The following is an 11,434-nucleotide window of genomic DNA, read 5'->3' as shown; positions in this document are numbered from 1 at the left end:
TTAAATTAGAGTTTGAGGCCAGCTAGAATGTCGCTAAATGCCACTATCTTGAAGTTTTGAGGTTGTGCTGGCATAACATTGCGCCCGTCTTGCACCACCAACATCCCTTCTGCGTATTGCCCACCGAAATTATGGCTGGACACTTCCAAACCATCGGTTTCCGAAGCGCCATCAATGCCTTGGGCTACATTAGCCGCAATCTGGAAAGAATCTACATAATCAAATGGCGCTTTCGCCTGATACAAGGCATAACTGTTATTGCCCTGACTGGACACCACCAGATAGTTGGCATCTTGTTTCAGATACAAAGCCAGTCCTTCCACATCATCTTTTAGGTTACCACCCACAGCGATGATTTTTTGTGGCTGCTGTGTTGTTTGTGCTTTGGCAGAGGTAAGCCAAATCCCTTCATCTTCGACACCAACAAACAATTCATGGGTAGCATCGTTAGCCACACAACCTTCTGGTTGGCCGCCGAGTTTAAATTCCCTGACTAACTCACCGCTTAAGTCACTGCGGATCAAATATTGCTGATAACGACCATCTTTATCGTTGATAAACACATAATGCCCTGATTCGCCTTGATACATACACAAGCCGTAAACCTCATCGAGATCGGTAGCAACTTCGCCAACCGTACTGGCGACACCCATATCATCTATAAGAAATAGTGTAATACTGTTGTTGTCACGCTGGCTGGCGGTGGCTAAAGTCCAGGCTTTATCCTGATATTTAAAACCATCCCGTAGGTCCACATTATTGATGCGGCCAACTTCCAGGAACTGCAGCTCCTTGCCTTGCAAGTCATAGACCGCCAAACCGCGCTTTTTATCGGTGCCCAATATCCGGCTCTTTTGTGGCTCTTTCGAGTTAAACCAAATGGCGGGATCGTCAGCTGCGTCACCATACTTTTGCATAGTATCGGTTTCTGCCGTAGCGCTGATTTGGGCAAATTTACTAATCGCAGTTTTACCTTCCAATGGCAACTCCAGGGTAACAGAGTGCAATGCATCAATAGACTCTCCCTGTAATACTTTCAGCTTTTGTTTATCCAAGTGCTGTATGGCGTGCGCTTCCGTCAGGCCTTTTACCGTCAACTCCTGGATATCGCCATCAGGGCGATGCAACACCAGCGACTGCGTCTCAAATTGCGCTATCGCCAGGGTGCCATCTGGCAACAACGATAGGGATTCGACACTGTCTTGAAGGTTTCCGAAAGGCTGTAACAGGCTCACCGCAGAGCGGCCTTTTTCACTTTCAGGATGGGCGCTCATTTGCCACACGCCAACACTTTCTTCGGCAAAATACAAAATTTCACGCTGACTATCGGTAACACAAGCCACTACTGCATCGGGCGCAGGCAATTGTCTTACGGCCTGGTTAACCACCTGCTTTTGCGCAGCGTGATAGATGATGCGCTGCTGTATTTCGGTGTGCTCCATCAATAAAAAGGCGTGAATATCTGAACTCACAGGCTCCTGATATAAGCACATGCCTTCCAGAGCCAGCAGCTCTTCTGATTGGCGCTGTAACAGTGTTAGCTGCTCGCCATTCCAGTTAAGGATGTCCAGACTGTTGGCATTTTGATTTACTGCCACCACCAGCTCGTTACCGTCAGCTAAAGACAGTGATTGCGTTTGCTCATATCGACCGGGAAATTCTGCGATTACCTGCTGTTGCGCATCCAGCACTTGCAAACCTTTTAGCGGCACGCTAGCCAGCCAATGATGTTTTTTTAATGGGCTAAGATATTCGAGTGACTGCACAGAGGTCGCACTAAGCAACCCCAAACACAGCAGCCCAAACTTTACTTTTAAATTATTCAATAACATGAGAATGTTCAAACCTTGCGAGACGCAGGCCCCGTTGGGGCCCGCTCAATTAACTTAGAAACTGTTCCAGCTAAACCCGATTTCCCAGGTTCTTCCGTAAGTTTCATACTGATAAGCATAACGACTGCTGTTGTGATAGATGTACAGAGGCTCGTCGTTCAAGTTCACGCCATTCAGGTACAGATGCATGTTGTCGTTGAAGTAATACTTCACATTCAAGTCCATCTGGTTGTGGGTGTCTTCATAGACGGGGGCATCCTGATCATCAAATTGATACGACTCACTGCGATGACTCCAGGTCAAGCGTGCGCTTAGCACATCGTTCTCATATCCGATGGCCAGATTGCCCACCGTGTCTGCCTGATTCGGTAATTCATCATCAGAATCAGTAAAAGTGGCATTGGCATTGATCAGCAAGCCATTTTGGAAAGTCTTCGCCCAGGCAAGTTCAATCCCGGTAATGCTGGCACTGCCACCATTAATGGGTTGGATCACCTCATCAAAGCCATCCCATTGACCGTTGTCCTGCACTTCACTCATTACAATGAAATTATCGATATCTTTGTAGAACAAACCTGCAGATAGCACTCCAATATGGCCCGGGTAATACTCAACAGACAGATCGAAGTTTTGCGACTCATAAGGGTCCAGATCGGGGTTGCCTACTTCCGCTTCCACTTTGGTTTCAATTTCACCATCGTCTTCTTCGGTTTCGTTAGTGATTAGCTGGAACGCCGCTGAATCTTCAAAGCTTGGGCGGGCAATGGTTTGCGTGTAAGCAAAGCGCGCCAGTAGCTTGTCATTGAAATCGTAACGCACATTCAAGCTGGGAAGTAAGTGGTCGTAATCCTTGTCCACATCCCATGCAGTGACGACGACTTCTTCAATATCTGCTACTTCATCCACAATCAACTCTACGCGATTCCCAGAAGTACTGAACTGGGTATCTTCATAGCGAAGACCAAAAATGATGTTCCAGTTGTTGATATCCAGATCCAGCATGGCATAGGCAGCAAAGATATCTTCGCTAGACTCGTACGACGCGCCGCTAGACTCTATGGTGGTGTCTAAACTATTGACCTCAAACCCGGAAAAGTTGCTGTTAAAGAAATTACGCAATTGCTGACGATCCATCCCCGGACCAAAACTGCCCAGCCCCCAATCCACTTCGGATGTGGCAAAATCTGCACCTGTGGCATCATTGAAACCACCATCAAATACCGTGATATCGGCATCGTTAAACTTGTTGCGGTTGCGTAGCTTTACACCCGTTTTGAAAGTCGCATTGTGATTGTTCCAGACAAAATCGTGGCTGGCGTCAAATTTGAAGCTGGTTTCATCATCTTCGCTGTTATTGTTTTCCCATACAATTTCGTCCATTTCAAAATTGCTGAGATCATGGGCATTAGCAGATTGGCTCAACGCAGGCGTTTCACCCAGTGAGCCATAACCCAAGTCAAAGCCCTCGCCTTTGAAATCGATGTCAACTCGACCCGGCTCTTCTTCACTGGATTTAGCATAACCAAGGCTATATTCCAGTGTCCAGGTATCCAGGCGGGTTTCACCGCCTAACACGGTTGACCAGATTTTTTGCTCTTCATATCTGCCTTTGGTATCGCGGTCCATCTCTGCCCCCACAAACTGGGCTGCACCGTCGCTAAAACTGCCAAGGTTGCCGTCAGAGAACTTGTACTCGTTGCGCAAGCGATATTCATCGTCAGAAAACTCACTGTATAGGGTACGCAAATAAAGATCATTTTTAGCCGATTGATAATCCAGATTTAACGCCAGGCCGGTGCGCTCGCGTTCAACCCAATAAGCACGCTGCTCAATTTCTTCCGCAGAAAATATTTCGGTTTCTTCACCTGTGGCGTCTACCTCAATATCATAGTTGCCCCAGCCACCATCGACTTCCATGTTGTCGGAGCCAAACTTGCGCTCAGCCCAACTAATGGCGGTCGCTAAAGCAAAATGATTGCCGTCGTTCAGATCCCATGCGGTGCTATAGCTACCCGACAGTTTCGGACTAGTTTCGTCCCGCAATTGGCTCTGGCTTAACTGGCCGGTGAGGCTGAAAGAACCCGCTGGACGATCCAGACCGCTTAAGCTTTTCACTTCAATTGAGCCACCGACCGCATCGGCATCCATATCGGGGGTAACAGTTTTACTCACCTCCAAACTATCAACCAATTCTGAGGGAATAACGTCCATCGCGACGCTTCGTACGCCACTTTCAGGAGAAGGGATGTTCACGCCGTTGATGGTCAGATTATTCAGATTAGGATCGATACCGCGAATACCCACAAAGCGGCCTTCGCCCTGGTCTCGCTGGATGAACATACCAGGCAAGCGCTGCAATGACTCGGCAACATTTTGATCCGGGAATTGACCAATGGCATCAGCTGAAACGATAGAAGTGACACGCTTAGCGTTTTTTTGTCGATTCAAGGCGCTCGCCTGAGAAGCCCGTTGACCCACAACAAGTAACTCTACCAACGCCTCTTCGCTTTTACCCATGGCAAAACTAGGAGTGATATTCTGGCCATTTTTAATTTCTATCGGGAAAACTTTTGACTCAGTACCAATGTAAGTCACGCGTACCTGATACACACCGTCTTTTAGATTGTGAAATCGGAAACTGCCATCGCGTTGGGTCACGTCTTTTAGGTTTAACGCCTCGATTTCTACCAGTGCGCCTTCCAGAACGACGCTACTATCTGCATTTGTAACTTTACCGCTTACGTCGCCAGCGGCTAATGCCGAGGTCGCAGAGAATGCCAGCGCGCACGCTACGCCAACGATACTTTTCTTAAACATTGAATGTTGCATTGTGTTGCCTGTGTGTTGTTGCGTTGTTTGCCCAATGGGCTGATTCAAAAAACGAGGCGCAAGGTAAGGTGAAATTATGACAATTTCTGGTAGAAATTATGACAATCAGGCACAACAGGGGCATTTTCCGAGCCAACAAAGACGCTTTATTGATGAAAATGAGCCAATCTGAATCTTTATAATTAATTATTAAATATCATACACTTACCTGCTCAACATAATCATATTTGATGATCCCTGAACTCACTAAATAGTGGGCTTAAAGCAACCAAAGACACAGATTGGTGCAATTCAATGAGCCAATTTGACCCTATTTATCAATCCTGCCTTAGCTTAAAATATCAGCGAATTACCCGAACGCAGGCGAACTATGAACTTTACCCTTTTGAAACTGCACGGTCGGCTTATTGCCCTCGTGCTGATATCCATTGCTGCTACAATCGTGTTTTCCGCCACAATCGGAGAAGTAAAGCCGACGGGTGAATTTGAATGGACGGATACCTTAGGCGAAGGTGGCATCACCCTGATGACCTTAGCCTGGATATTTTTTACCCTGATCAGCCGACCCGCAGGTCGTGTTACCACGCTACTTATTGTCGGGTTAGTGTTCATGAACGTAAGCATGTTATTGGATTTGCTGGACGAGTTTTTCCAATACCCGGAACAACACGGCTGGCTGACTGCGTGGGAGTCGATTCCGGCGCCCATTGGCATGATATTAATGACAATAGGTTTGTATCACTGGCACAAAGAACAGCTTACCGTGAACGAACAATTGCGCCGCAGAGAACGCATTTATCGCGAACATGGTTTGATGGATTACATTACAGGGCTGTACAGCGCTGAGTATATGAAACAACAAATCCAACAAGAATTGCACAATAGTAATCCCACCTTTAGCCTATTAATGCTGGATATAGACCAATTCGAACAGTTTAACCGTGACTACGGTGATGCCAGAGGCGACCAGTTTTTACGAGAGATTGCCGAATTCATCATGTTTGAACTTAAAGCCACCGACCTTGCCAGTCGCTATGCGGGAGATCGGTTTATCATTTTACTACCTGATACCAACAAGGAAGCCACACTTGTTACCGCCAAACAGTTAGAGAGCGCATTGCAAGCACGCAAGTTCAATCCATTATCGGAAGGTAATGAATTTCATTGCCAGGTTAGTGTCTGCGCACAGGTAGCGAAAAGTGGCGATAGTGCTGAGCAAATGTTGGCTGCACTGAATGAGCAAATGGAAGCCCTGAAACTGGAAAAACGCACCCGCAAAGCCGCATGACTCGATCCTGGTTTGAACTAAAAGACAAACAATTCGATTGCCAGACACTGGTGATCAAATTGCTGGATCTGGCGCGCAATCGCGGTGCCGACATTGAGCCTCTGCTGCGGGGTACTGGCATTTTCTACGAGGACTTACTCAATCGTCAGCATTATTTGAGCTTTGAACAATTAGAAAAATTATTAGCCAATGCGCAAAAGCAGGTTAGCAGTCGTGATTTAAGTTTTCTTTTGGGCAGGCGATTGTTTCCCAATCACGACCCTGATATTTCAGAACTCATTAACAACGCTCGCTCTCTTGGTGATTTACTGCGCTTGATGCAGTGCTATCAATATTTGATGTTTCCATGGTTGAGGGTTACCACCAAGCGCTACCAGGATAAAACCTGGCTGATCGTCAACAATGCCGTTGCTGAGTCTGATCAGCAGCATTTCTTGCAGGAAATGTTATACACGGCTATCAACGCCACCTGCAAATGGCATATCGGTCACCAAATTCCTTTGCACTTTTACTTTCAACAGAAACGACCGCGCAACATCTATCAATTCGAGGAAAACCTCGGGCATCGTCTAACATTTGATTACCCCATGAACATGGTTGCGGTAGAGAACCATTGGCTACAGAAAAAGTTGCTCAATAGTAGTGCCCTGGCAAGACGACATCATCGCCAGCGATGTGCTGAAACGTTGCGCAAGGTGCCACAAAAAACCGGACTTTTACAATACGCGACGCAATTCCTGCAGCACGAGGATATCTGCAACCTCGAAGAGCTTGCCCAAGGCATGCAAATCAGCCCTGCCACCTTAAAACGCAAACTCAAACAACACGGCACCAGCTTTCAGAAATTGCAGGATTTAAGTAAGGCGCAAACCGCATTGTTCGACTTAAAAGTGAAAAACCTCACCAATGAACAGGCAGCTCAGTCCCTGAAATTTGATAACCTTCCCAACTTCAGACGCGCTATAAAACGCTGGACGGGTATGACCCCGAGTGAGCTAAAATCAGGCCACAGTTAACATGTCAAAGTCTTTTACCTCTCGTCTAAAAATACTGAAAGTAAATTGCTATACTCGTTTCTCCGATAACTTTCCATATTATTTTTCACAATGACGCTATCAAGAATTCCGACCTTGGTTTTAGTCACTATTATGTGTTGTGCGACCGGTGTTAAAGCGTCGAATAATTCCTGTGAAAACCCAATAGTAATTGCCTCGACTAAGGTTCCACCACTTGTTTATCAATCGTCAAAGGGATTGCAAGGTACTGTGCAACAACCGCTGCAAAGCATGCTCACAGAGAGGAATTTGAGTTACGCCATAGAGTTTTATCCATGGGCGCGGGCGCTAAAACTGGCGAATGAAGGGAAAGTGGATGCTCTGATGCCCGCAATGCACTCCAAACAAAGAGCTGAGTTCCTGGATTTTTCACTTGAGCCCATAGGCAAAGTGGAATTAGCTGTTTTTACCCACAGAGACTATTTAGAGGATTTACCAGACAGCCTGTCATCAACATCCAGAGTAGCCACCATGCGTTCACTAAACTATTCTGACGAACAACTCAATGGCGCCAGTGTAGTTGAAACGAGTGACTTTGAGTCAGCACTGCTGTTGCTCAACGCAAAACGCGTCGAATTTTTGCTGGGAGTCAAAGCCATTGTAGAGCAGAGTCTGCGCGACAAAAATATCACGGATATCGTTAACCACCATGTCGTTGGTACCCAGCCCGTATATCTGGCTTTGGCTAAGAATTCTGACAACTACCGAAACTTACAAACTTGTTTTTAACATTGCTCTTTTACAAAACTAAGCATGCAATTAAAAGCGAGGAGCAATAATCGCTCCTCGACTCAGGTTAACATTTACAATGATTGTAACTTCTTGATATAGGCATCCGGGCTAAATTCACGCCCCAGGAAGTCGGCTACAAAATCCGCGGCAGGTTTGCTGCCTGCGGCACCTAACACCATATTGCGATAGTCCGCTGCCACTTTTTTGTTGCGCATGCCTTCTTTCTCGAAGCGCGAGAACAAGTCGGTGGCAATCGCCAATGACCACTGATAAGTGTAGTAATTGGAGCTATACCCGTTCAGGTGACCGAAGTTGGCATAAAAATGGGTACCCTCTACGTAAGGATAGGCCGCAAATTTATCTTGCATATCCAGCATCAGCGGATCCAACTCAAAGGAGTCCGGTTCCCGGTTGTAGTAGTTCAACGACAGGTTAGCGTAGAATATTTGCGTTGCCGTATTGGTGGCTAAGCCGAAGTCACGGGCGCGGTTCATTTTTGCCACCAGCTCTTTGGGGATAGTTTCACCTTTTTCATTACTGGCAAAGGTTTTCAAGGTATCGTAATCCCAAATCCACTCTTCCAGCATTTGCGAGGGTGCTTCAACAAAGTCGCGCTCCATGCTCATACCAGTAATGGCATACCACTTCTGAGTCCCAGAGAACATGTTGTGAATAAGATGACCAAACTCGTGCAAGAAAGTCTCCACCTGGCCGTGTTCCATCAAACCGCGAGGGAAGTTTTGCGCCAGACCCGACAATGGGATTTGCTTGCCTTTAATGCCTGGTCTTAATGTCCAATGGGCAGCATGCTTATATTTGTCAGCACGTGGATGATTATCCATGTAAAAACGACCTAACAGCTTGCCGTTTTCCATGATCTGGTAAGTTTCTACATCTTCATGCCAGGTAGCTGTTTCCCAAGGCTGAATATCCACACCAAATAAATCTTCCGTTAACTGGAAAATACCTGCACGGACTTTTTCGTAATGGAAATATTCGCGCACCTCTTTAGAGTCCAGGGCGTAATCTTCCTGACGGATCAGATTTTGTAAGAAACTAGACTGCCAAACTTGTACTTCTTTAGCATCAGGATTGATTTCCTGTAAACGCTTAAGTAAGACATCCAGTTCTTTTTCCACCGGGCCTTTCAGTGCTTCACCAATACGGGTTAAGAAGGCTTGGGCATTCTCCGGCGTAGCAATCATTTTGTCGTCCATGGATTGCTCAGCATGGTTTTTAAAGCCCAGGATATTGGCCAGTTCATGGCGCTTTTTAATTAGCTTTTTCAACACAGCTTCATTTTGGGGATAGCCACGCGAACGGGCTGCGATGCGCAATTTATGGCGCAAATCGTCATTCGTGGAGTAAGTCATTACCGGGCGGAGATCAGGATAGTCGGTAGAGATTTTGATAATGCCATTCTCATCCGCCGGACGAGCATCGATATAATCTTGTGGCAGACCGTCTAGTTGCTCGATAGTGGCATCCACATAGCGCACATCACTGCGGATGTTTTTATTGAATTCATTGCCGATTTCAGTGATTTCTTGCTGCAGTGCTCGAATCTTGTTGCGGGTGGCTTCGTCTTTATCCACACCTGCCCGTCTGAAATCTGACAATGCCGATTCCACCATAAAACGTTCGGTTTTACCCAGCTTGCTCAGATCAATCGCAGCAATGCGATCATAATAACCTTTTGACAACCCGGTTTGCGTAAAAAAGTCTGATTGTTTTTCACTACAGGCGGTAGCAGCATCGCGAACCGCCTCTTCTGGATGAACGGCACGGATGTGCCAAACATGTCTCACTGGCAACATGTCATTAATGATCTGATCAAACGCGCCAACCACGTTTTCAAGCGTGGCGGGACCTGTGGCCGATTCAAGCGCGGCAAAGCTGTTTTTCGCCTCAGCCAAAACATCGTCACAGAGTTTGGTAATTTGCTCGCCTGTCAGGTGGGGGTTAATGCCATCGGTGAGCATTTTGTGTTTGCCATGGTCGTCAGCATGGGCGCTAAAGCCCATTAACGAACCGGCCACGGCCAGTGATAAGAGTGCAGATTTCATCGTGTGTTCCTTGTTATCATTTTAAGCGGAAAATTTAAGCACAACTGTCTCAGACTGTCTAACCACAAGCTTCCCCTGTAACATTCTGCGACAAAAAGGTTAGAATTGAGCATCAATCATTCAGTATTAGTTCACATGTCAGCACCCGCCACAAATCACTTGCAGCGTTCCGACATCTTCTTTAATGATCGTCGGTATATCTATTCGGAAACCTTACAAACCCTGTGGAGTGGTTATGGCGAGATTGCTCGCTATACCTCGAAGTGCAACGGGTCAATAATTGTTAAACACATAACTCCGCCCGAAATACAACAGCATCCGCGCGGTTGGAATACACCGCTAAGCCACAGCAGGAAACTGCACTCTTATCAAGTTGAAGCCAGCTTTTATCAGCACTACGCACAACAATGTGACGGCGGATGCCGGGTACCTCTTTATTTGCAGGAAAACTCGCTTGCCGATGAGAATCGAATTTTATTGGAGGATTTGGACGCTGCAGGTTATAGCCTGCGATATACCGACGGCGACTACCATCGGGTAAAGTTGTGCTTGATATGGCTTGCCAATTTTCACGCTCAATTCATACAGGCTCAAACGCCAGAGTTATGGTCCCACAGTGGCTACTGGCACCTGGGCACCCGACCTGATGAACTACAAAATATGGCAGACTCGCCACTCAAACAGCAGCGGCCGCAATAGATAAGAAACTGCGCAGCTGCAGCTACCAAACCTTAAATCACGGCGATGCCAAACTCGCTAATTTTTGCTTTCACAAGGACCAGGAAACAGTTGCCGCGCTGGACTTTCAATATGCCGGTCAGGGACCAGGGGTTAAAGATGTGGTGTTGTTGCTGGCCAGTAGCCTCGATAACCATGCATTGGAAAACCGCGCAGATGAGCTGGTGCAAGAATACTTCAGGCAATTAAGTCTGAAGCTAAAAGCCCAAAAAAAAGGCGTGGATTGCGCAGCCCTGTGCCATCAATGGGCAGAGTTAATGCCCTTCGCCTGGGCTGATTACCAGCGCTTTCTGGAAGGCTGGAAACCGGGGCACACTCGTATTTCACCTTACATGCAAATACAGACAGCACAAGCACTGACCAAGTTCGGATAACCTCTGAAAAGGGCACCAATTTATCCCTAACGAATTCTCATTCGAGTTGAGGGCGAAATATGATTGAACAGGCATTTTTGCTCATCTGGATCATATGTCACAGCAATTTCTCGACCTCCCATTAAAGCTGATAGTGCCATTGAATACATATCGTCAGCATCTTCATTTTTCACCTCCTGACCATTATCTGCCATCTCATATCGTTTCCAATAGAAATTTCCAGTTTTGGTACAGGTCTGGTTTGATATATTGGTGTATACGATATAAGTGCCTTCATGAGAAATCACTTCCGTTACCGTTCCCCAATCCGTCCAATTAGCGACAGATGCCGCGGAATAGAAAAACAAAACACACGTTGAAATATAGCTAATAACTCTCATTACTCTTCCTCAAAACTATTAAACGGTGCCTAAATTAGATTTTCCCTGTTCTTTTGGCAACCACAAATACTCTGAGACCTTTCAAAAAGGATAAGCCCCTTTTTATCTGGAATTGATGCCCTTCGCCTGGGCTGATTATC

The 11,434-nt window shown here is 46.5% G+C and carries 9 protein-coding genes; 5 read left to right on the top strand and 4 right to left on the bottom strand.

Annotated elements, in window-relative coordinates:
* Nucleotides 1-5: 5 nt before the first annotated feature.
* Together ACXAGP_RS09710 and ACXAGP_RS09705 are read right to left on the bottom strand one after the other, a co-directional pair.
* Entirely contained in the window at nt 6-1,766 is a 1,761-nt protein-coding gene (locus ACXAGP_RS09710) for a phytase (protein WP_475261075.1), read from the bottom strand.
* A gap of 120 nt (nt 1,767-1,886) precedes the next feature.
* A complete protein-coding gene (locus ACXAGP_RS09705; RefSeq protein WP_475261074.1) occupies nt 1,887-4,661 on the bottom strand; it encodes a TonB-dependent receptor in 2,775 nt (924 codons plus the stop codon).
* Between the two features lie 370 nt (nt 4,662-5,031).
* On the opposite strand from ACXAGP_RS09705, the gene ACXAGP_RS09700 reads away from it, so the two are divergent.
* The 3 genes from ACXAGP_RS09700 to ACXAGP_RS09690 all read left to right on the top strand — a co-directional run bounded on the left by ACXAGP_RS09700 (nt 5,032) and on the right by ACXAGP_RS09690 (nt 7,733).
* Nucleotides 5,032-5,949, top strand: a complete 918-nt coding sequence (locus tag ACXAGP_RS09700) for a GGDEF domain-containing protein (RefSeq protein WP_475261072.1) — start codon at nt 5,032-5,034, stop codon at nt 5,947-5,949.
* A complete protein-coding gene (locus ACXAGP_RS09695; RefSeq protein WP_475261071.1) occupies nt 5,946-6,965 on the top strand; it encodes an AraC family transcriptional regulator ligand-binding domain-containing protein in 1,020 nt (339 codons plus the stop codon). The genes ACXAGP_RS09700 and ACXAGP_RS09695 overlap by 4 nt, the downstream gene beginning before the upstream one ends.
* 249 nt (nt 6,966-7,214) lie before the next feature.
* Complete coding sequence (locus tag ACXAGP_RS09690) at nt 7,215-7,733, top strand: substrate-binding periplasmic protein (RefSeq protein WP_475261070.1); 519 nt, start codon at nt 7,215-7,217, stop codon at nt 7,731-7,733.
* A 74-nt stretch (nt 7,734-7,807) separates the two neighbouring features.
* Here the strand turns inward: ACXAGP_RS09690 and ACXAGP_RS09685 are convergent, their stop codons facing one another.
* Complete coding sequence (locus tag ACXAGP_RS09685; protein WP_475261068.1) at nt 7,808-9,802, bottom strand: M3 family metallopeptidase; 1,995 nt, start codon at nt 9,800-9,802, stop codon at nt 7,808-7,810.
* A 105-nt stretch (nt 9,803-9,907) separates the two neighbouring features.
* On the opposite strand from ACXAGP_RS09685, the gene ACXAGP_RS09680 reads away from it, so the two are divergent.
* Nucleotides 9,908-10,501: a hypothetical protein gene (locus ACXAGP_RS09680; RefSeq protein ID WP_475261066.1), complete on the top strand. Its 594-nt coding sequence runs from the start codon at nt 9,908-9,910 to the stop codon at nt 10,499-10,501.
* Nucleotides 10,498-10,914 (top strand): phosphotransferase, encoded by a 417-nt coding sequence (locus ACXAGP_RS09675; RefSeq protein ID WP_475261546.1) that lies wholly within the window; start codon nt 10,498-10,500, stop codon nt 10,912-10,914. The genes ACXAGP_RS09680 and ACXAGP_RS09675 overlap by 4 nt, the downstream gene beginning before the upstream one ends.
* 26 nt (nt 10,915-10,940) lie before the next feature.
* On the opposite strand, the gene ACXAGP_RS09670 is transcribed toward ACXAGP_RS09675, so the two are convergent.
* The gene (locus ACXAGP_RS09670; RefSeq protein WP_475261064.1) at nt 10,941-11,294 is read right to left on the bottom strand and encodes a hypothetical protein; all 354 of its coding nucleotides are present in this window, start codon (nt 11,292-11,294) and stop codon (nt 10,941-10,943) included.
* Nucleotides 11,295-11,434: the final 140 nt, after the last annotated feature.

It is taken from the genome of Planctobacterium sp. AWM4_229 (assembly GCF_056160305.1).
The sequence above is the reverse complement of the archived record's forward strand: the minus strand, read 5'-3'. Positions and strand labels throughout refer to the sequence as shown.

What these genes read in the sequence shown, in the direction of transcription:
- ACXAGP_RS09705 (WP_475261074.1), bottom strand. Translation starts at nt 4,661, where the DNA reads ATGCAACATTCAATGTTTAAGAAAAGTATCGTTGGCGTAGCGTGCGCG.
- ACXAGP_RS09700 (WP_475261072.1), top strand. Translation starts at nt 5,032, where the DNA reads ATGAACTTTACCCTTTTGAAACTGCACGGTCGGCTTATTGCCCTCGTG.
- ACXAGP_RS09695 (WP_475261071.1), top strand. Translation starts at nt 5,946, where the DNA reads ATGACTCGATCCTGGTTTGAACTAAAAGACAAACAATTCGATTGCCAG.
- ACXAGP_RS09685 (WP_475261068.1), bottom strand. Translation starts at nt 9,802, where the DNA reads ATGAAATCTGCACTCTTATCACTGGCCGTGGCCGGTTCGTTAATGGGC.
- ACXAGP_RS09670 (WP_475261064.1), bottom strand. Translation starts at nt 11,294, where the DNA reads ATGAGAGTTATTAGCTATATTTCAACGTGTGTTTTGTTTTTCTATTCC.